Below are 19,596 nucleotides of genomic sequence, written 5' to 3'. Positions count from 1 at the left end.
GCCATCCCCACGACGAGCCACAAGACCATATCAGAAGGTAAGCGGCGTCGGCGGATAGTGGCCTTTTCAGACAAGGCGGCAGCGGCAGTAATCCATTCGTCGGGAATATGGTCGGCAAAAATGGCCAGCCGAGCCAGCATGTCGCCAGATGCCTCAACAACATCGTTCAGATCGTTTGCAATAGACATAAAAAAATCCGGAACCAGTGATTGGTTCCGGATTGTCCTACAGCAGAAGGATCGGTCAATGGATCCTTAACTGATCAGCATTGCGCCGTATCGGCGGGCTTTTTCATTTTCCGGCATCAGCGGCGCCGCTTGCTGCTTCCCAGCAGGGAGCCGAGCACCCCGCGCATCAGCTGGCGTCCCACCTCGTTGCCGAGGGTGCGGGCCACGCTCTTGGCGGCGGTCTGCACCACCCCGTCATGCTGGCCACCACGGGGGCCGGTGCGACCGAACAGGATGCCATTCAAGGCATCCAGCAGACCGCCGCCCTGGTCGGTCTGTGGGGAAGCGGTCTCGTCACCGGCGGCGGGCGATGTCTCTTGAAGTCGCTCGAACGCGGACTCCCTGTCCTCCTGGGTGTCGTATCTGCCGTAGAGCAATGAGCCCTGAATAAGCGCCTGGCGCTCGGCCGCGCTCAGGGGGCCGATGCGGCTGGCCGGGGGCGCGATGAAGGCGCGCTCCACCACGCTGGGCCGCCCCTTCTCGTCGAGCAGGGAGATGAGCGCCTCCCCGACCCCCAGTTCAGTGATGGCTCCGGCGGCGTCGAAGGCAGGGTTGGCCCGCAGGGTGTTGGCGGCGATGCGTACCGCCTTCTGATCGCTCGGGGTGAAGGCGCGCAGGGCGTGTTGCACCCGGTTGCCAAGCTGCCCCAGCACGCTGTCGGGGATGTCGGCCGGGCTCTGGGTCACGAAATAGACGCCCACCCCCTTGGAGCGGATGAGGCGCACCACCAGCTCAATTTTCTCCAGCAGTGCCCTGGGCGCATCCTTGAACAGCAGGTGGGCCTCGTCGAAGAAGAACACCAGCTCGGGCTTTTCCGGATCCCCTATCTCGGGCAACTGTTCGAACAGCTCGGAGAGCAGCCAGAGCAGGAAGCAGGCATAGAGGCGGCTGGACTGGGTGAGCTTGCCGGCGGCCAGCACATTGATATGGCCGTGGCCCGCGCCGTCGGTCTGCATCAGATCCTGGATGTCCAGCATGGGCTCGCCGAAGAAATGATCGCCGCCCGCGCTCTCCAGGGTGAGGAGGTTGCGCAGGATGGCGCCGATGGAGGCGGTCGACACATTGCCGTAGCGGGTGGTGAAAGTCTTGGCGTGCTCCCCCGCAAACTGCACCATGGCCCGCAGGTCTTTCAGATCGAGCAGCAGCAACCCCTCGTCGTCCGCCACCTTGAACACCAGCTCCAGCACCCCGCTTTGGGTGTCGTTGAGGCCGAGCAGGCGTGCAAGCAACAGAGGCCCCATGTCGGAGACGGTGGCCCGCACCGGGTGGCCCTCTTCGGCGAAGAGATCCCAGAACAGGGTGGGGCTGGCGGCAAAGTCGGGTGCCTGAAGGCCGAGCTGGGCCAGACGGGCATCCAACTTGGCAGAGGGGGTGCCGGCGGCGCCCAGGCCGCTCAGATCCCCCTTCACGTCTGCCAGAAAGACCGGCACGCCGAGGCGGGAAAACCCCTCCGCCAGCACCTGCAGGGTGACTGTCTTGCCGGTGCCGGTGGCCCCGGTGATAAGGCCGTGGCGATTGGCCATGGCGGGGAGCAGGGAGAGGGGGTTGCCATTGGCATGGGCCAGCGTGAGCGGTTCGGCCATGGTGGGCTCCTTGTTTCGAATGGGGGTCGAAAAACAACGGGTTACAAGGAGTGTGGTGGCAGAGGCAGACGATGGCAAGGCACGCCGCCCGAGACAAGGACGGCGTGCTGGCAACCTAGCGGGGGCGGGTCAGTTTGCCCAGTTGCAACAGCAGCAGGGTGAGCAAGGCGCCAGCGGCAGCGCTCAGCACCGCCAGCAGCAGGCTGCCGAGCAGGAAGGGGGGCACCAGGATAGCCGCTTCCTGCTCCAGCCAGTGCAGGGACCAGGTGAGATGGAAGGGGGCTGGCGTCTCGTTCAGCACCAGGCAACCGGTACGATAGGCGTAGAGGTACATGAAGGGGAGTGTCAGCGGGTTGTTGAACCAGACCGCCAAGAGGGCCAGCGGCAGGTTGAAGCTGAAGGCCAGCACCAGGGCGACGGCCACCAGGGAGTGCATGGGCATGGGGACCCAGCTGGCGAACAGCCCGGCCGCCACGGCGCCACAGAGGGCCCGTGTTCCCCCTTGCCAGAGGGCGGGGGTCAGCAGTCGCTCGCCAAAGAGGGCGAACCACTTCTGTTGGCGCAGGGTATCGGGGTCAATCTTGAAGCGGGCCAACCAGCGATTCAGCATGGGCGCGCCACCTTGCGTTTTTGCCACTGGCGCACCGTGCTCAGGCGCCAGCTCGCGCGAACCAGGACATAGCCGACGAGGGCGCTCAGCAGGGCAAGCACCAGGGAGCCCAGCAGGAGCGGCGGGGCCACCGTCTCGAACACCGACACCAGCCAGGCCCAGGTGAAGGTGATCTCGATGTGCTGGGAGGGGTGCCCCAGCAACTGGCAGCCCACCAGATAGGCGCCATAAAACAGCGGTGGCATGGTCAGGGGGTTGGAGAGCCAGACCAGGGCCACCGAGAGGGGCAGGTTGACCCGGCAGGCGATGGCGCCGCCAGCGGCCAGCAGCATCTGGCAGGGGAGGGGCACCCAGGCCATGAAGAGGCCGACCGCACAGGCACCGGCGGCGGAGCGCCGGTTGAGATGCCAGAGATTGGTATCCAGCAGCAGCTTGCCAAAGAGTCGCAAGTGCTTGTGTTCCTTGAGGGTCGCCGGGTCGGGTAGCCAGCGCTGTATGATTCGTTTGGGCATGTTCTGAACCTTGCTAAATACTTGCTCCATGGATCTGCGTCTGTTGTCGTTTGCCCTGGGGGCAAGCTCCTCACTGCTGTGGCCATGGCTGCCTTCATGGGAATGGGGTGGCCTGATGCTGCTGCTCGCGCTTCCTCTCGCCGGTGGTCGTTGCTGGCGGCTGCTGTTTCTGCTGCTCGGCATCCTCTGGATGCAGGTGAATTTGCACTACCGGCTTGCCTGGCTGGATCAACTTGGCAAAAAAACGAGCCACATCATAACCGCACACGTGCAAAGTACGGAGTCTTCGGGAGAGAAAGAGGGGGATAAATTTGCGCGCCTGCTGCTGCGCCTCGACACCCTGGACGATCGCCCCCTTACCGTGCCACCCCTGGTGCGGGTCAATGCCTATCAGGTGTTGCCGCCGTTGCCTGCCGGCAGCCGCGTCACCCTGGTGACCTCTCTCAAGCCGGCCCATGGCCTGGCCAACGGAGCGGGGATGGATGGGCGGCGCCTGCTCCTTGGCAAGGGGATCACCGCCACCGGCAACCTGCGCCGGGTCATCGCCCTGGATGCCGTGCCCCCGGGTGTGCGCGATCGCTGGCTGGCGGCGGCGAGTCGCGCCTGGGAGGGGATGGCGCAGGCCCCCCTGCTGGCAGCCCTCACCTTCGGGGAACAGGGGGGGATCACGGATGCCCAGTGGGAACTCTTTCGCGGCAGCGGCCTGACCCACATCATCGCCATCTCGGGCCAGCATATCGCTCTGGTGGCGGTGCTCGGCTGGTGGCTCGGGCGGCTGTTCGGGCTGCGCGGGGCTATCTGCGTGTCACTCCTGTTCGCGGCCACCTACAGCTGGCTGGCGGGGTTTGCGGTGGCCACCGAGCGTGCCCTCATCATGGTGCTGGTGTGGAGCCTGCTGCGCTGGCTAAAGCGGGACTGGCCGAGCCACCGGATCTGGCTGTGGGCCTTTGTGGTGCTGACATTGTGGGACCCTTTCGCCCTCTATTCGGCGGGGTTCTGGCTCTCTTTTCTGGCGGTGGCCCTGCTGTTGCTGGCGAGCCTGTTGCACGATCGCCCCGGCCTGGTGCGGCTGCAACTTCTGCTGCTGCTCGGATTGCTGCCCCTGCAACTGCTGCTGTTCGAGGGGATGGCGCCCCTGGCGTTTCTGCTCAATCTGCTGGCACTGCCGCTGTTCTGCCTTGTCATCATTCCCTTGGCGCTCATCGGCGTGCTGGTGGCGCCCCTCTCCACGTTGCTGGCCCACGGCCTGCTCTGGGTCTCCGCCTTCGGCCTGGAGTGGGTGCTGTGGGGGCTCACGCAGCTGGGGGATCGCCTGCAGCTCTGGTGGCCGGTGCCCGGCTGGCTGATGCCCGCCAGCGCCCTGCTGATCCTGCTGTGGACGGGATGGCACCTGCCGGGAGGGCGCGCCCTGGGGGGGCCGGTGGCGGCGGCCCTGCTGCTCGCCCTCTGGCCTGCTCCCGCTTCCTGGCAGGTGCGGGTGCTGGACGTGGGGCAGGGGCTCTCGGTGCTCGTCACCCGGGGCGAGCGGGCCATCCTGTTTGATACCGGGGATCGCTACCCCGGGGGCTACAACATGGCGGATGCGGCCATCCTGCCCCTGCTCAACCGGCTCGGCATCCGGGTGATCGACACCCTGATCATCAGCCACAGAGACAGGGATCACGCGGGCAACCGGCAGGCTCTGCTGCAGAGCATGGCGGTGCGCCGGGAGATCTCCTCCTTCCCCTTTACACCGGCTACCCAGGCCTGCCGCCGAGGTCAGCAGTGGCATTGGCAGGGGCTGGATGTGCGGGTGCTCTGGCCTCTGGCAGCCGGGACGGGGCGCAACAACGACAGTTGCGTGGTGCAGCTGGACGACGGGCGCCATCGGCTGCTGCTGAGCGGCGACATCGAGCAGCAGGCGGAGCGCCGCCTGCTGGCGCTGGCGCTGGAGGAGGGGGAGGGCGCGGGGCTGGCCAGTACCCTGCTGGTGAGCCCGCATCATGGCAGTCGCACCTCCTCCACGGCCCCCTTCGTGGCGGCGGTGAAACCTGCCTTCGTGGTGCACAGCGCAGGCTTCATGAACCAGTGGGGCTTTCCCCGCCCCGAGGTGGTGGCGCGATACCAGGGGGCGCGGCAGTGGGTCACGGGGCAGGATGGCGCCATCCTGATCGAGCCGGGGGGCGCGGGGCTCAGGATCCGGGCCGAGCGGGAGCAGGGGCCCTGGTACCGGCGTGGCGGCCCCTGGTGGCAGCCGCAGGTATGGGGAAGGGAGTGAGGAGCCGGTGAGCCAGCCCGGCAAGTGGCGGCCTTCATTTGTGACCCGGGTTGTAGCCATCGCGCCAGCGGCGCTTGGTGTAGCTCCAAGGTTTGGCTAGAATAGCCCGTCATTTCCCTTATTAACGGCTATTCATGCAACAAGAAACCTCACAAGAGAGCTGGACCGTCTTCAAGCGCCTGCTCGGTTATGTCCGGGATCGCAAGCTGGGTCTGGTGGGCGGCATCATTGGCATGCTGGGTTATGCGGCCGTGGATACCACCTTCGTCTACTCCATCAAACCGCTTATCGATCAGGGGCTCAACGGCAACGACAGCAGCGTGCTCAAGTGGATGCCCTTCTTCGTCCTCGGCATCGTGGCTCTGCGCGGCTGCGCCGCCTTCCTCTCCAACTACTGCATGGCCTGGGTCGGCAACCACGTGGTGATGCGCCTGCAGCAGCAGGTGTTCAGCCACCTGATGGCCATGCCCATGAGCTTCTTCGACCGCCAGAACACCGGCAACCTGCTCTCCAAGGTGACCTATGACGCCGGTCAGGTGTCGTCCGCCGCGAGCTCGACCCTGGTCTCCCTGGTGCGGGAAGGGGCCACCGTCATCGGCCTGCTGGGCCTGATGTTCTGGCACTCCTGGCAGTTGTCGGTGATCTTCCTGGTGGTGGGGCCCCTGGTCGGGATCCTCATCAGCATCATCAGCCGACGTTTTCGCAAGATAAGCCGCCACATCCAGCAGGCGGTGGGTGACATCACCACCTCCACCGAGCAGATGCTCAAGGGGCACAAAGAGGTGCTGATGTTCGGGGGCCAGGAGGTGGAGGACAAGCGCTTCTACCAGGTGAGTAACCGGATGCGCCAGCAGACCATGAAGATGGTCGCCGCCGACGCCATCGGCAGCCCCATCGTCCAGATGGTGGCCTCCGTGGCCCTTGCGGTCTTCCTCTATGTCGCCACCATCGACAGCGTCAAGGCGACCCTGACCGCGGGCACCTTCACCGTCATGGTCACTTCCATGATGATGCTGCTCAAGCCGCTGAAAAGCCTGACCGACGTGAACAACCAGTTCCAGCGCGGCATCACCGCCTGCCAGAGCCTGTTCGGTCTGCTGGACTCCACCCCGGAGCAGGACACCGGCACGCGCACCCTGGAACGTGCCCGAGGTGAAATCGAGTTCCGCAACGTCACCTTCACCTACCCGACCAAGGAGACACCGGCGCTGCGCAACATCAGCTTCAAGGTGGAGGCGGGCAAATCGGTGGCCCTGGTGGGTCGTTCCGGCTCCGGCAAGAGCACCATCGCGAGCCTCCTGACCCGCTTCTATGACATCGAAGAGGGGGAAATTCTGCTGGATGGCGTCAACATCCGCGAATACCGCCTGAGCGAGCTGCGCAAGCAGTACGCCCTGGTCTCCCAGCACGTGCACCTCTTCAACGACTCGGTGGCCAACAACATCGCCTACGCGGCGGAAGAGAAGTACAGCCGCGACGAGATCAAGCAGGCGGCCCGCATCGCCCATGCGGACGACTTCGTCAGCAAGATGCCGGAAGGCTATGACACCGTCATCGGCGAGAACGGCGCCTCCCTCTCCGGCGGCCAGCGCCAGCGCATCGCCATCGCCCGCGCCCTGCTGCGGGACTCTCCGGTGTTGCTGCTGGACGAGGCCACCTCGGCCCTGGACACCGAGTCCGAGCGCCACATCCAGGCGGCCATCGACGAGCTGTGCAAGGCGCGCACTTCCCTCGTGATCGCCCACCGCCTCTCCACCATCGAGAAGGCGGACGAGATCCTGGTGATCGACGAAGGACACATCGTCGAGCGCGGCAACCACCAAACCCTGATGGACATGCATGGTACTTATGCCCAGCTGCGGGCCATTCAGTTTGGTAATACAGCCACGGGTAACAAGGGCTGATGCTGGCCAGACTCTGGTACGGGAACAGCCTCTGGCGCTGGGGGCTGGCCCCCTTCGCCCTGCTGTTTGCCCTGATCAGCGGCGTCCGCCGTCTGGGGTATCGCCGGGGCTGGTTCAGCGCCTATCGGGCCACCCTGCCAGTGGTGGTGGTGGGCAATCTCTCGGTGGGGGGCAACGGCAAGACCCCGGTGGTGGTCTGGCTGGTGGAACAACTCCAGGCCCGGGGCTGGCGCCCCGGCGTGGTCAGCCGCGGCTATGGCGGCAAGGCGCCCCATTACCCCTATCGACTGGATGAGAGCAGCACCCCGGCCGAGGCCGGGGATGAGCCCGTGCTCATCGCAAGGCGCTGCGGCTGCCCTGTGGCGGTGGCCCCCAGACGGGCCGATGCTGTGCGGTTGCTGGAGCAAAGCGGTGAGGTGGACATCATCGTCACCGACGACGGCCTGCAGCACTATGCCCTGGCCCGTGACATCGAACTGGTGGTGGTGGACGGTGCGCGCCGCTTTGGCAATGGCTGTCTGCTGCCCATGGGGCCGCTGCGCGAGCCCACGACCCGCCTCAAGCGGGTGGACGCCATCATCTGCAACGGCGGCGAACCCGCCCGTGGCGAGTACGCCATGCGCCTGGTGCCGGATACCCTGCGCCGGGTGTGCGACGATGCGCCTCCCACTGCCCCCCTCTCGGGGCCGGTGGATGCCCTGGCAGGCATCGGCCATCCCCCCCGTTTCTTCGCCACCCTGACCGCCCTTGGTTACGAGCTGGTGCAGAGCGTCGGGTACGGGGATCACCAGGCGTTCGACGCCGCCGAGCTGCTGGCTCGCTTCGGCCAGCGCCCCTTGCTGATGACCGAGAAGGATGCGGTCAAGTGCCGCCCCTTCGCCCCGGACAACTGGTGGTATCTGCCGGTCAGCGCCGAGCTGCCCGATGCCTTGGGGGAGGCGCTGCTGCGCACCCTGGGCCCGCAGCCCGGAAGAGGGGACGGGCACCAGGCGCCCTGACCGGGCGCCACCGGATTGGAACAGACGGCCAGCGCCCGGACTCGGGGGCTGGCCCTGCACATTGACATGCCAGGCAAGATCGCCTGTGGGAAATCGTTAAAGGAGTTTCGTTGTGGCACTGGATATTAAACTGCTCGACATCATCGCCTGCCCGGTCTGCAAGGGGAAACTGCACTATCAAGCGCACGCCGAGGGCCCTCAGGAGCTCATCTGCCGCTTCGACAGACTGGCCTATCCCCTGGAGGAGGGGATCCCGGTGCTGCTGGAGAACCGGGCCCGTCACCTGGCGCTGGAAGAGCTGAAGCCATGAGTTTCGTCGTCGTCATTCCTGCCCGTTACGCCTCCACCCGGCTGCCGGGTAAGCCGCTGGCCGACATTCACGGTAAGCCCATGGTGCAGCACGTGGTGGAGAAGGCCCTGCAATCGGGCGCCGATCGGGTGATCGTCGCCACCGATGACGAGCGGGTGCAGCAGGCTCTGGCTCCCTTTGCCGCCGCTGCCGGGTTCGAGGTGTGCATGACCTCACCGGATCACCAGTCCGGCACCGAGCGTCTGGCCGAGGTGTGCCGTCACTACGGCTTTGCCGCCGATACCATCATCGTCAACGTGCAGGGGGACGAGCCCCTCATTCCCCCCGTCATCATCCGCCAGGTGGCGGACAACCTGGCCGCGGCCAGCGCGCCCATGGCGACGCTGTCGGTGCCGATCAGGGATGCCGAAGAGGCGTTCAATCCCAATGCCGTCAAGGTGGTGACCGACCGGGAGGGGTATGCCCTCTATTTCAGTCGCGCCAGCATCCCCTGGGATCGGGACCGCTTTGCGGCCAGCGATCGCGTTGCGGGGAGCCGCGAGCAGATTGGCGATCACTACCAGCGCCACATCGGCATCTACGCCTATCGCGCCGGCTTCATCCAGCGTTACGTGGACTGGGCGCCGAGCGTGCTCGAGCAGGTCGAAGCCCTGGAGCAGCTGCGGGTGCTCTGGTACGGGGAGAAGATCCACGTGGCCCAGGCGCTGCAAGCCCCGCCGGTGGGGGTGGACACCCAGGCCGATCTCGACAAGGTACGTGCGCTGCTGGCCGGTTGAGACTGGCGGAACGGCTTTGATGCAATACGGCGCCCCAGGGCGCCGTTTTTTAATTGATTCTTTGTATAATAATTTGATTTAAAACGGATTTTACGAGCAATTTCAAACTTTTCCCGCCCATGGTTTGCCAAATCATCGAGTTTGGTTATGATGCAAGACGCCGTGTTAACCCTAACTGGCATATAACGAGATAAAAAAACGGGGTGTTTGGGTGATTAATGTATTCCTGGTCGATGATCATGAGTTGGTGCGTACAGGGATAAGACGCATTTTGGAAGACGTCCGCGGGATCAAGGTGGTGGGCGAGGCGCAGAGCGGGGAAACCGCGGTGGCCTTCTGTCGGCAACATCACCCCGATGTGATCCTGATGGACATGAACATGCCGGGCATCGGCGGTCTGGAAGCGACCCGCAAGATCCTGCGGATCCGCCCCGATGTACGCATCATAGTGCTGACCATTCATTCAGAAAATCCGTTCCCTACCAAGGTGATGCAGGCGGGCGCCGCCGGGTACCTCACCAAGGGGGCCGCGCCGGACGAGATGATCCACGCCATTCGCCTGGTTCACTCCGGTCAGCGCTACATCTCCCCGGAGATCGCCCAGCAGATGGCCCTGAGCCAGTTCGCCTCCGCCGACGAGAACCCCTTCAAGTCCCTCTCCGAGCGGGAGCTGCAGATCATGATGATGATCACCAAGGGGCAGAAGGTGACCGACATCTCCGAGCAGCTCAACCTGAGCCCGAAGACGGTCAACAGCTACCGCTACCGCCTGTTCAGCAAGCTGGGGATCAACGGCGACGTGGAGCTGACCCATCTGGCCATTCGTTATGGCATGCTGGATGCCGATACCCTGTAACGGGGGCATGTGGACACCAAAGGCGGCACCGGCCGCCTTTTGCTTTTTTCTGGCTGTGGGCAGTATGCTCTCCCCGTCTTTTTGCATTCATCCGTTGAGTCGAGTTGCCGATGACCCTCTCTCCCGAGCCCCATTTTGACAGCAAGGCGTTTCTGAGCGCCGTCACCCACCAGAGTGGTGTCTACCGCATGTACGACAGCGGCGGCACCGTCATCTACGTGGGCAAGGCCAAGGATCTCAAGAAACGGCTCGCCTCCTACTTTCGAGCCAATGTCGACAGCATCAAGACCCGCACCCTGGTGCGCCAGATTGCCGATGTGCAGGTAACGGTCACTCACACCGAGACCGAGGCGCTGATCCTCGAGCACAACCTCATCAAGCAGTACCAGCCCCGCTACAACGTGCTGCTGCGGGATGACAAGTCCTACCCCTGGATCATCATCACCGACCATCGGCACCCGCGCATCGGCGTCCATCGCGGCGCCCGCAAGGTGAAGGGGGAGTATTTCGGCCCTTACCCCTCCGGTGGCGCGGTACGCGAGAGCCTGCACCTGATGCAGAAGATCTTCCCGGTGCGCCAGTGCGAGGATGCCGTCTATGCCAACCGTACCCGCCCCTGCTTGCTCTACCAGCTCAAGCGCTGCGCCGGCCCCTGCGTGGCGGGGCTGGTGAGCGAGGCCGAGTATGCTCAGCAGGTGGCGCTGGCCAAGCTGTTCCTCGCGGGCAAGAACCAGCAGGTGATCGGCGAGCTGGTGGGCAAGATGGAGTCCGCCAGCGGCGATCTGCGCTTCGAGGAGGCGGCCCGCTACCGGGATCAGATCCAGGCCCTGCGCCGGGTCACCGAGCAGCAGTCGGTGAGCGGCAACGTGCTGGACGAGCTCGACGTGGTGGGGGTGGCCTTCGAGCAGGGGACCGCCTGCATCCACGTGCTCTTCATCCGCCAGGGCAAGGTGCTGGGATCGCGCAGCTACTTCCCGAAAGTGCCGGCCGATACCCCGCTTGACGAGGTGGTGCAATCCTTCCTGCTGCAGTTCTATCTGTCGGGGCAGGGGGGACGGCAGATCCCGAGCGAGGTGCTGCTGGACGTGGCGCTGGAGGATGAGAGCGTCATCGCCGACACCCTGAGCCAGACCGCCGGCTACAAGGTGCGGGTGGTGAGCCGGACGCGCAGCGAACGGGCCCGCTTCATCAAGCTTGCCTCCATCAACGCCCAGACTGCGCTGCGCTCGCGCCTCGCCCACAAGAGCACCATCACCGCCCGTTACGATCAGCTGGAGGAGCTGCTGGAGCTCGAGACCCCCATCGCCCGCATGGAATGTTTCGATATCTCCCACACCATGGGGGAGCGCACCGTGGCCTCCTGCGTGGTGTTCAACCGGGAGGGGCCGCTCTCCTCGGAATACCGCCGCTTCAACATCGACGGTATCACCGGCGGGGATGACTACGCCGCCATGGAGCAGGCGCTGGAGCGCCGCTTTGGCAAGCAGCAGGAGCCGGACAAGGTGCCGGATGTGCTGTTTATCGACGGCGGTCTCGGCCAGTTGCGCCGCGCGGAGGAGATCCTGGCGCGCCAGTTGGAGTTTCTCGGCGGCAAATACCCGCTGCTGGTGGGCATCGCCAAGGGGGTGACCCGCAAGGCGGGGTTGGAAACCCTGATCCTGGGGGACAGCCACGAAGAGCTGCACCTGCCGGCAGACATGCCCGCTTTGCACCTCATCCAGCACATTCGCGATGAATCCCATCGCTTTGCCATCACGGGCCACCGGGCCAGGCGGGCAAAGGCCCGCACCACCAGTACCCTGGAAGAGATTCCCGGGGTGGGGCCGAAACGGCGGCAGGCGCTGCTCAAATACCTGGGGGGTTTGCAGGAGGTGAAAAAAGCCGGGGTGGACGAGCTCGCCAAGGTGCCCGGCATCAGCCAGGAGCTGGCCCAGTCCATCCACGACGCATTGCACTCGCTCTAGCGCTGCCTTTGGTGTGAAGGAGGTCACGCCAGGGGGCATCAGGGCGTGCCGCCTGCGCACAAGAGCCGTGACGCAGGGGGCTCCCAAATGCCATAATGACCGGCATCCTGAGGTTATTGATGGATTAATGGACCAAGGCGGGCGCCAGTTCGGTTGCATCCGCGATCGGCTTGGGGCTACCATGTAGCGGCATACAAGAAGTGGCTGAAAATAATGACAAATATTCCTAACCTGCTGACGTTCTTTCGGATTTTGCTCATCCCCGTCTTCGTCATCCTGTTTTACCTTCCCTATCAGTGGTCCTACATGGCGGCGGCCATCGTCTTCATCCTGGCGGCCGCAACCGACTGGTTTGACGGCTATCTTGCCCGCAAGCTGAACCAGTCCACCGCCTTTGGCGCCTTCCTCGATCCGGTAGCCGACAAGATCATGGTGGCGGCGGCCCTGGTGGTCATCGTCGAGCACTACAACACCGTCTGGGTCACCATCCCCGCCATGACCATGATTGGCCGGGAGATCATCATCTCCGCCCTGCGTGAATGGATGGCCGAGCTTGGCAAGCGCTCCTCGGTGGCGGTCAGCTGGATTGGCAAATGGAAGACCATGATCCAGATGGTGTCGCTCACCGGCCTCATCTGGCAATACGACATCTGGATGGTGTGGCTCGCCTATGTGCTGCTCTACGTGGCCACCGTGCTCACCTTCTGGTCCATGTTCCAGTACATGAAGGCAGCTTGGGGCGATCTCAGCTACCACTCCCGGTTCTAGTCCCGACGGGAAGATGGCCGTTTCTCTGCCACTGGCGCCGAGAAACGGCCATGAGCTGCAAAAGTGTGGGACAAGGGTAAAAAACACCCGAACGATCAGCGTATTAAATGTTTTTGGTTGACTGGGCGGGGAACATCGCTAGAATGCGTTCTCACAGTCAGGCAGTCAGCCAGACCGATGCGGGAATAGCTCAGTTGGTAGAGCACGACCTTGCCAAGGTCGGGGTCGCGAGTTCGAGTCTCGTTTCCCGCTCCAAATTCAGACAATAGAGAGTTCCTCTCTTTTGCATGGCGCGTTAGCAAAGCGGTTATGCAGCGGATTGCAAATCCGTTTAGTCCGGTTCGACTCCGGAACGTGCCTCCATATTGACAAGCCCGCCACGCGAGCTTGATACCGATTGCGGTGCCCGAGTGGTGAAATCGGTAGACACAAGGGATTTAAAATCCCTCGACGTTCGCGTCGTGCCGGTTCGATTCCGGCCTCGGGCACCATTAAAATTGAAGAAAAAAGCCTTACAGATTAAACAGATACGACGCTTCATTGCGTCGTTTTTGTTTCTGCTCCCCAGCGTTTCCCCTCTCTCACTTTTCCTTTCTTGTCCATTTCTTGTCTAAGCGACTTACTACTTCCTGCAATTCGTTGCGAACAACCTGCTCAGTCTTCCAACATAGCCAAGGACGTTTGGTAGGCTACTGCTCCGGACTTTTCCGGGGTCTGTCTCTGGTGCTGAAGCAAGTGCCGCTCACCGTTACTCCTTCCTCTTCACCCCCTCCTAAACCCGCATTGAATCCTCTTTGAAACAGATATTAATCCCATGATCTAACCCATCATCGGAGGTATCTATGCAGACCAAATTTCGCTTTACCAATGCAGCCATCAAGGCTTTGCCCGCACAACAACGAGACGCAGGCGCTACTGAACTGGAGTTCTCCGATACAGAGGTCATTGGCTTAAAACTCTTGTCAGGAAAAAGCCAGGGCAGTAAGCGTTTCCTACTGCGCTATACCCTCCAGGGCAAGAAGCGCAGCATCGCTTTGGGACGATTCGGAGATATTGACGTGAGCCAAGCCAGGACCATTGCCCGCAAGTACAAGGCGATGCTGGCAGACGGTATCGACCCGGTAGCAGAGCGGGATAGCTACAAAACCGAGCCCACCCTTTCGGAGTTTTTCTGGCAGACCTTTTTGCCGCACCTCAAGACCATCGGCAAACGATCGATCAACAGTGACATTCAGCGGTTCAAACACAACATAGAACCACGCTTTGGGGCCATGCGTTATCGGCAGCTCAAGGCGATGGATGTCCTGCAGTTGCAATCGGAGATGGTTCACCCTAACAACCCTCAGCAGACGGCCTACGCACCGAGTACCGCCAACAGGGTGCTGGCCCAGCTAAAGACCATGGGCAGCTATGCGGTGCGCTGGGGCATTCTGGACACCAACGAGGCGGCCAAGATCAAGCTGTTGAAGGAAGACAATGCCAGGACGCGTTTCCTATCAATTGAAGAGATGAAACGGGTCATTGAGGTGGCATTGCAGGATCGCAATCAAGCTGCAGGCAGCTTCATCGCGATGCTCTACCTGACGGGGGCAAGAAAATCAGAGGTGTTACTCGCTAAATGGGAACATGTGAACTGGGAGGATAAGACGCTGTTCGTACCCCTGACCAAGAATGGCAAGAGCCGGATCATTTACCTGAGCACATTGGCTATCGATATTCTGGAGAAGCTCCCCAGAATAGCCGGTAATCCCTATGTGTTCGCGAGTCAGCACATTCGCTGTCAGGGAAAGCCCATCGGTGAACCCAGATGTGCCTATGAACGGGTGTTGCAGAAAGCCGGTATCGAAAACCTTGATGAGGTTTGCTTCCATACGGCTCGCCATTCGGTCGCCAGCGCTTTGGTCTCTTCCGGGCAATACAGCCTGTATGACGTCAAGGCGCAATTGGCCCACGCCAGCATTCAATCCTCCCAGCGGTATGCAAAGCTGACTTCTGAGCGCAGCCGCAATATCAGTGAAGGTCTCTCGTCGATGATCCAAGCGGAATGACCGAAAAGGTATTGTTTATAAACAGATATTAATAACCAGGCAGCGCTGTCACATCGGCTGTTGGTCCACATTTCACAGTTCCCAGGCCCTTAAGTTCATCTGAGCTTAAGGGCCTTTTTGTTGGAGAGAAACACGATGAAAACTTGTATGGAATGGCCGGAGGAGACATTGCTCGCGGCCTACCCGGCACTCCATGTCTCGGTCATGGAACGGATTAACGAGCCCTTTTCATCAGTAGAGGAGGCGAGGGCATTCTGGGATGCTACCGGCTGCTGCCTGATCATTATCGAGATGACGGACTCGGTGAGTGAGTTCCAGGCCATGCCACAGCATATCCAGAATCAGGTGATGTTCGGTTTGCGTTACCCGGAGCAAGAGCTCGCCATATCCGAAGATTGGCGTCTGCTGCTGGCCATTCTCAACGATGAGGGGGCGGGGATTTACCTGCTGATCCACTCAGATGCACCGCTGCTTCCCACCCTGGAGGCGATGCACCATGAGTAACCCCAGCCATAGCGACATCATGCGCAAGTTAAAAGAGATCAAGGGGATTAAGGAGCTGTTGGAGAAGGCCGTGCTCTTGTATGTCCTGCTCACGGATGGCGATCTGCCGGTCTGGTGCTATGCGCTCATCATCGGTGCGCTGGCTTATCTGGTAAACCCGTTCGACGTAGTACCCGATCCCATTCCATTTGCCGGTTATCTGGATGATTTATCGGTCATCACCTCGGCATTAGCCGCATTACCGGTTAAGTCACATCACCGCCAATCCGCGAAAGACCGAATGAGATCACTGTGACAGTGATGGAGTAGGTCCTGTCACGCTATCGCGTTTTCTATGACCCTTTATCTATGACCCATCTACCGATGATCTGGAGATCGCAATCTCTGGTTATCTAACGATGTTGTAAGGAAACTATCATGGCAAGACCCCGTAAATACCGTGTTGAAGAGACCCCTAAACCTGCCAGCGCCACGCCAGCCGAAGAGAGCCCACTCACATCCGGAGCAAGCGGCTGCGCCGAGCCTCTCTCGCCAGCCCTTGCGGCTGACGCCGACAAGGCCAGGCCTGGACCCGGCGACACCGCAGACTCCGTGCCTGGCAGCCCCGACCCACTCCATATCCCTACAGGCGTTGATGGAGCTGTGAATACTGAGCCGGTCATTGAATCAAACAATGATCTCCCCAGCGTCACAGACCCCATACATACGTTGATCCGTTATACCGCAGAGAAACTCAGTGCCAGGTCAGAAGGCTTGATCTTCTACGCTCTCGGTTGCCATGAGGAGACCGGCGAGTTGTTCCTGAAAATCACCGGCAATCAGGGTAGGGGGCTGCATAGCAAGGAGTGGATTGCGTTGTCAGAGATTGACGGCATCTTGCGCTCCTTGCCCGCAGACAAGCCGTTTAAATCCAGCGTCATGAAGCGACTGTTTAAAGGGGGCAGCGCCAATAACGCCGGATTCTTATCAGCCATTCTGCGCTCGGACGGGCTGAAGTTGATCCAGAAGGCTGACGGCAATCCGATGCTGCACGAACTGGTGCCTGATTACCTTGAGCGCTTGGGGTCGCTAACCAATGAGCTCTGTACCTTAGCTCCTACCTTCGAATAACCCCTGCATAGTGCTCACCTGTCCAAGGGTGAGCCCCCCAAACAACCAAACTGAGGTGATTATGACGATCCCATTTGCGGATGGCTTTGCCCTGCCTGTCAGTCAGGCATTGATGAGTATTCTGGATCAGGAACTGGTTAGATCTGGAACAGTGCTGAAGGGAAAATCCAGTCTGGTCTTCAACTTCCGAGATCCGGATTACGGCCCGGTTCGTGGCGGGTTTCATCCGGTGGAAATTCGGCTGCTAAAGCGTAAAGACCGGTGGCAATTCGATTACGTGACGGACTTTAGTTATCAGGGGCCGGAGGAGATGGCTGAGTTGGTCAAGAAGATCGACTTCAACTTTTTGTGCGAAGAATACTACCTGCTCCGTTACGGCCAGATGGGACCAGCGTCGGCCAGGGAGCTCTATACGATGTGGGAGTCGAACTTCGTCAGTTACTACCAGATGGGCGTGTTTACCGTCTCAGTGGCTGCGTAACCGTCGCACCGGACAGGAGAGGAACAGGAACCTGCGGCGGTTTGGTACTGGCAGTGGCGCTGCTGTGTTTACCTTTCCATGTAGGGCAAGGAGCGATGGGCTAACCCAACTCGAAACCGGTCAGCGGCTCAGTAGGTTAGTCCATCCTTCGACTGTTACAGGGGTTCATCTACCTCACCAGAACAACAAAACAAGTATCCCCAGCCCGAGGCTGGGAGGCTTGTTTTTTTGTCATCAGCGAGGAGGGAGAAACACAGATATGTGTGCATCCCCAATGGACGTATTACACCTCACCTGAATTTAATTAAATATCAGTAGGTTATGCACACAGTGTCTGGCGCAACAAGCGCGATTTGCGCAAAGCAAATCAAGTTTCGTCGAGTAATCGCTCATTCTGTGATGATGGCAAATGTTAAATGTTTCAATCTGCTGGTATGGTAGGATTCTTACGCATCACTTTTCTGATTTGTGTACGTAGGTTTGGTTTGGCGGCGTATCCATGGCTAACCAACTGACGCTTTATACAGTAGTAATGATAACGCAAAAAAGAGGTGATCCAACGAATATGATTAACCACCAACAGGTTGCAGGTAATATTATGTTTTAATTAAGATTTTACTTGGCGATGATGAAAATGGAGAGAAGTTACATGGAAGGTTGTGTTAACTCATTGTTACCGCTGTTCATCTGATCACTGTTAAATTCTAGAGGTGCAATTTTGGCAAAGAGTTCAAAACCAAGAAAGCGAAAATTAGCCAGACCAAGATTTAGAAGGTTAAGTGAAGAAGAGCTACTTTTCCGAAACAAAGCAAAACAATATTTTCAAGTATTAAGCTTGACACTGGATGTATCTCAAAACCAGCACGGTATAGATACCGCTGGCAGAGGGGTTAGAGCTGTAAAAATATTCACAAGGCAAACTTTGTCAGCAATGAGTTTGAGCAGTATTTTGCCTAAGTTGTCACCCGATAAAGACCCAGATGCAGAGTTGTGGGATGTTAGTTCGATTGCATCGATAACTAGAAATATACTTGAAGCATATTTGGCAATCTTTTACTCCGGAATTGAAAATATTTCCGATGAAGAGGCTGAGCTTCGATTCTTTATCGGTCAGTTGCATAGAAATCGGGAGTGGTACCTCGTTCACAAAAGTCAAAACTCAGACATTGAAACCTTAAATGAGTTTGAAGCGGGCATGAAAGAGCAAAAAGAAAGAATAAAAACTCATTCTTATTTGAGCAATCTTTCTAATGCTCAAAAAAATAAGGCCTTAAAAGGCGATGAAATGTATTACACAAAGGCTGATTTCGAGGAAAGGTCTCGTATTTGCAGCGAGTTGAGAGCTGAGTATCAATTACTTTCAAACTTCGTACATCCATTACCTCTATCAATTGAAAGAATAGATAACGACAGAGGTAGAGGAACAAGTAACGTATATGATATTAGCTACAGTTTAGGTTGCATCACAATAGCTACGAAGTATTTAGCTGCTTCAACTCTTGGCATAATTGATCACTTCCCTGAGCAGCTCGGTAAGCTTTTTGATAATAAAGCAAAGCCGATAAGGGAATTACTTTCAACAGACGAATTTAACAAGTCAAGTCAAGGGACGCAGTAAAGCTGCGCCCCTGGCCCCTGCTTGAAGCGTTATGCATCTAAAAAGGATTTGCCATGTTTGAAGACTTGATAAAAGAAATGGAGCGCATGAATGGTCAGTCGGTATCCGTAGCAATCTTATCTGATGAGAAGGGTTATATCGACAAGCAGTGTCCTAACGAAGAGTGCGAATTCATTTTTAAAGTCAATGAAGAAGATTGGGCAAATATCTTTAAAGATGAAGCTGTATGGTGTCCATTTTGTCGTCATGAAGCACCATCCGACCAGTGGTTTACTATCGAGCAAGTGGAACATGCTAAAGCCGAAGCGCTTGCCGTGATGAAAGGGAAGATTCATAACTCCCTCCTATCTGGCGCTAAAAAGTTCAATCGGCGCCAACCGAAAAATAGTTTTATTTCAATGTCAATGAAAGTAATTGGCGGCCCCAAGAGAACGCATACTATTCCAGCAAAGGCTGCTAATTTGATGCAGTTGGAAATTCAATGTGAAAGTTGTGAATCCAGATTTGCTGTTGTAGGTAGCGCGTATTTTTGTCCTGCTTGCGGCTACAACTCTGTAACTCGTACATTTCGAGATTCATTACGAAAAATTCGGGCTAAGAAAGACAGCGTCAATGTTGTTAAACAGGTGCTAATCGATACCGTTGGTAAAGACGAAGCGGAATTAACATGTAGGTCTCTAGTTGAGACATGCATTAGCGATGGAGTAGTTGCTTTCCAGAAATATTGTGAAGGTATGTACGAAGGCTTTGGAAAGGCTCCGTTCAACGCTTTTCAGCGTTTAGATCAAGCTAGTGAGCTGTGGGAGAACGCAATTCAAAAAGGATTTGACGTATGGTTGAGTGAGGAGGAAATAGATTTACTTCGCATCCTTTATCAAAAGCGTCATTTGCTAGCCGTGAATTCAGATAATAAGTGCAATGCCCATGGTGCATAGGAGAGAGGCAGGGCCGACGCATGATCATTCTTTGCGCTAGTTGATCAAGTATCGATCAGTTGAGCGGCGCCAAGTACGATTTTAATTGTACCTTGCGTTGCCAAGCTGTAAATAGTCGAGATCTTAACTAACTGT

Annotated in this window: 19 protein-coding genes and 3 tRNA genes; 18 read left to right on the top strand and 4 right to left on the bottom strand. The window is 59.0% G+C overall.

Annotated features, from left to right (window positions below; all coding sequences use genetic code 11):
• The 4 genes from C3418_RS17915 to C3418_RS17900 form a co-directional block, all read right to left on the bottom strand.
• On the bottom strand, window positions 1–188 hold a 188-nt coding region (locus C3418_RS17915; protein ID WP_181023087.1), incomplete at its 3' end, for a transposase domain-containing protein.
• A 116-nt stretch (window positions 189–304) separates the two neighbouring features.
• On the bottom strand, window positions 305–1,810 hold the full coding sequence (locus tag C3418_RS17910) for a helicase HerA-like domain-containing protein (RefSeq protein WP_103859004.1): 1,506 nt from the start codon (window positions 1,808–1,810) through the stop codon (window positions 305–307).
• 115 nt (window positions 1,811–1,925) lie between these two features.
• Window positions 1,926–2,420 carry a DUF2062 domain-containing protein gene (locus C3418_RS17905; RefSeq protein ID WP_042017571.1) on the bottom strand — a complete coding sequence of 165 codons (495 nt, stop codon included), beginning with the start codon at window positions 2,418–2,420 and terminating at the stop codon, window positions 1,926–1,928.
• The gene (locus C3418_RS17900; RefSeq protein WP_103859003.1) at window positions 2,414–2,932 is read right to left on the bottom strand and encodes a DUF2062 domain-containing protein; all 519 of its coding nucleotides are present in this window, start codon (window positions 2,930–2,932) and stop codon (window positions 2,414–2,416) included. The genes C3418_RS17905 and C3418_RS17900 overlap by 7 nt, the downstream gene beginning before the upstream one ends.
• A 115-nt stretch (window positions 2,933–3,047) precedes the next feature.
• Between C3418_RS17900 and C3418_RS17895 the strand changes: the two genes are divergently transcribed.
• The 18 genes from C3418_RS17895 (at window position 3,048) to C3418_RS17810 (ending at window position 19,461) form a co-directional block, all read left to right on the top strand.
• The gene (locus C3418_RS17895) at window positions 3,048–5,189 is read left to right on the top strand and encodes a DNA internalization-related competence protein ComEC/Rec2 (RefSeq protein WP_223945770.1); all 2,142 of its coding nucleotides are present in this window, start codon (window positions 3,048–3,050) and stop codon (window positions 5,187–5,189) included.
• Window positions 5,190–5,323: 134 nt separating this feature from the next.
• Window positions 5,324–7,093: a lipid A ABC transporter ATP-binding protein/permease MsbA gene (gene msbA, locus C3418_RS17890; protein ID WP_010675235.1), complete on the top strand. Its 1,770-nt coding sequence runs from the start codon at window positions 5,324–5,326 to the stop codon at window positions 7,091–7,093.
• Window positions 7,093–8,091 (top strand): tetraacyldisaccharide 4'-kinase, encoded by a 999-nt coding sequence (lpxK, locus tag C3418_RS17885; protein ID WP_103859001.1) that lies wholly within the window; start codon window positions 7,093–7,095, stop codon window positions 8,089–8,091. Before msbA ends, lpxK begins: the two co-directional genes overlap by 1 nt.
• 112 nt (window positions 8,092–8,203) lie before the next feature.
• Complete coding sequence (locus tag C3418_RS17880) at window positions 8,204–8,401, top strand: Trm112 family protein (RefSeq protein ID WP_010675233.1); 198 nt, start codon at window positions 8,204–8,206, stop codon at window positions 8,399–8,401.
• Window positions 8,398–9,177 carry a 3-deoxy-manno-octulosonate cytidylyltransferase gene (gene kdsB, locus C3418_RS17875; RefSeq protein ID WP_049636856.1) on the top strand — a complete coding sequence of 260 codons (780 nt, stop codon included), beginning with the start codon at window positions 8,398–8,400 and terminating at the stop codon, window positions 9,175–9,177. Before C3418_RS17880 ends, kdsB begins: the two co-directional genes overlap by 4 nt.
• 211 nt (window positions 9,178–9,388) lie before the next feature.
• Entirely contained in the window at window positions 9,389–10,033 is a 645-nt protein-coding gene (uvrY, locus tag C3418_RS17870; protein WP_010675231.1) for a UvrY/SirA/GacA family response regulator transcription factor, read from the top strand.
• Between the two features lie 110 nt (window positions 10,034–10,143).
• A complete protein-coding gene (gene uvrC / locus C3418_RS17865) occupies window positions 10,144–11,997 on the top strand; it encodes an excinuclease ABC subunit UvrC (RefSeq protein ID WP_029314745.1) in 1,854 nt (617 codons plus the stop codon).
• 213 nt (window positions 11,998–12,210) lie between these two features.
• Window positions 12,211–12,765: a CDP-diacylglycerol--glycerol-3-phosphate 3-phosphatidyltransferase gene (gene pgsA / locus C3418_RS17860; RefSeq protein ID WP_010675229.1), complete on the top strand. Its 555-nt coding sequence runs from the start codon at window positions 12,211–12,213 to the stop codon at window positions 12,763–12,765.
• 179 nt (window positions 12,766–12,944) lie between these two features.
• Window positions 12,945–13,020: transfer RNA gene (locus C3418_RS17855), tRNA-Gly, on the top strand.
• 34 nt (window positions 13,021–13,054) lie between these two features.
• Window positions 13,055–13,128 (top strand) — tRNA-Cys (locus C3418_RS17850).
• 41 nt (window positions 13,129–13,169) lie between these two features.
• Window positions 13,170–13,256, top strand: a tRNA-Leu gene (locus tag C3418_RS17845).
• 351 nt (window positions 13,257–13,607) lie between these two features.
• Window positions 13,608–14,813, top strand: a complete 1,206-nt coding sequence (locus C3418_RS17840) for a site-specific integrase (RefSeq protein ID WP_103859000.1) — start codon at window positions 13,608–13,610, stop codon at window positions 14,811–14,813.
• A 147-nt stretch (window positions 14,814–14,960) separates the two neighbouring features.
• Entirely contained in the window at window positions 14,961–15,317 is a 357-nt protein-coding gene (locus tag C3418_RS17835) for a hypothetical protein (RefSeq protein WP_103858999.1), read from the top strand.
• On the top strand, window positions 15,310–15,612 hold the full coding sequence (locus tag C3418_RS17830; protein ID WP_025201450.1) for a YkvA family protein: 303 nt from the start codon (window positions 15,310–15,312) through the stop codon (window positions 15,610–15,612). Before C3418_RS17835 ends, C3418_RS17830 begins: the two co-directional genes overlap by 8 nt.
• Before the next feature lie 122 nt (window positions 15,613–15,734).
• Window positions 15,735–16,427 carry a hypothetical protein gene (locus C3418_RS17825; RefSeq protein ID WP_103858998.1) on the top strand — a complete coding sequence of 231 codons (693 nt, stop codon included), beginning with the start codon at window positions 15,735–15,737 and terminating at the stop codon, window positions 16,425–16,427.
• A 61-nt stretch (window positions 16,428–16,488) separates the two neighbouring features.
• Window positions 16,489–16,908, top strand: a complete 420-nt coding sequence (locus C3418_RS17820) for a DUF2787 family protein (protein ID WP_103858997.1) — start codon at window positions 16,489–16,491, stop codon at window positions 16,906–16,908.
• Between the two features lie 718 nt (window positions 16,909–17,626).
• A complete protein-coding gene (locus C3418_RS17815; RefSeq protein ID WP_181023121.1) occupies window positions 17,627–18,526 on the top strand; it encodes a hypothetical protein in 900 nt (299 codons plus the stop codon).
• 53 nt (window positions 18,527–18,579) lie between these two features.
• On the top strand, window positions 18,580–19,461 hold the full coding sequence (locus C3418_RS17810) for a hypothetical protein (protein WP_181023120.1): 882 nt from the start codon (window positions 18,580–18,582) through the stop codon (window positions 19,459–19,461).
• The last annotated feature ends 135 nt before the right edge of the window (window positions 19,462–19,596 follow it).

It is taken from the genome of Aeromonas sp. ASNIH8, from assembly GCF_002919855.1.
In the GTDB taxonomy this organism is placed as follows: domain Bacteria; phylum Pseudomonadota; class Gammaproteobacteria; order Enterobacterales; family Aeromonadaceae; genus Aeromonas; species Aeromonas caviae.
This window is presented reverse-complemented; position numbering and strand designations above follow the sequence as displayed.

Excerpts from the sequence above, each read along its gene's own strand:
- C3418_RS17910 (WP_103859004.1), bottom strand. The coding sequence starts at position 1,810 with ATGGCCGAACCGCTCACGCTGGCCCATGCCAATGGCAACCCCCTCTCC.
- C3418_RS17905 (WP_042017571.1), bottom strand. The coding sequence starts at position 2,420 with ATGCTGAATCGCTGGTTGGCCCGCTTCAAGATTGACCCCGATACCCTG.
- C3418_RS17900 (WP_103859003.1), bottom strand. The coding sequence starts at position 2,932 with ATGCCCAAACGAATCATACAGCGCTGGCTACCCGACCCGGCGACCCTC.
- C3418_RS17895 (WP_223945770.1), top strand. The coding sequence starts at position 3,048 with ATGCTGCTGCTCGCGCTTCCTCTCGCCGGTGGTCGTTGCTGGCGGCTG.
- msbA (WP_010675235.1), top strand. The coding sequence starts at position 5,324 with ATGCAACAAGAAACCTCACAAGAGAGCTGGACCGTCTTCAAGCGCCTG.
- lpxK (WP_103859001.1), top strand. The coding sequence starts at position 7,093 with ATGCTGGCCAGACTCTGGTACGGGAACAGCCTCTGGCGCTGGGGGCTG.
- kdsB (WP_049636856.1), top strand. The coding sequence starts at position 8,398 with ATGAGTTTCGTCGTCGTCATTCCTGCCCGTTACGCCTCCACCCGGCTG.
- uvrC (WP_029314745.1), top strand. The coding sequence starts at position 10,144 with ATGACCCTCTCTCCCGAGCCCCATTTTGACAGCAAGGCGTTTCTGAGC.
- pgsA (WP_010675229.1), top strand. The coding sequence starts at position 12,211 with ATGACAAATATTCCTAACCTGCTGACGTTCTTTCGGATTTTGCTCATC.
- C3418_RS17840 (WP_103859000.1), top strand. The coding sequence starts at position 13,608 with ATGCAGACCAAATTTCGCTTTACCAATGCAGCCATCAAGGCTTTGCCC.
- C3418_RS17835 (WP_103858999.1), top strand. The coding sequence starts at position 14,961 with ATGGAATGGCCGGAGGAGACATTGCTCGCGGCCTACCCGGCACTCCAT.
- C3418_RS17830 (WP_025201450.1), top strand. The coding sequence starts at position 15,310 with ATGAGTAACCCCAGCCATAGCGACATCATGCGCAAGTTAAAAGAGATC.
- C3418_RS17825 (WP_103858998.1), top strand. The coding sequence starts at position 15,735 with ATGGCAAGACCCCGTAAATACCGTGTTGAAGAGACCCCTAAACCTGCC.
- C3418_RS17820 (WP_103858997.1), top strand. The coding sequence starts at position 16,489 with ATGACGATCCCATTTGCGGATGGCTTTGCCCTGCCTGTCAGTCAGGCA.
- C3418_RS17810 (WP_181023120.1), top strand. The coding sequence starts at position 18,580 with ATGTTTGAAGACTTGATAAAAGAAATGGAGCGCATGAATGGTCAGTCG.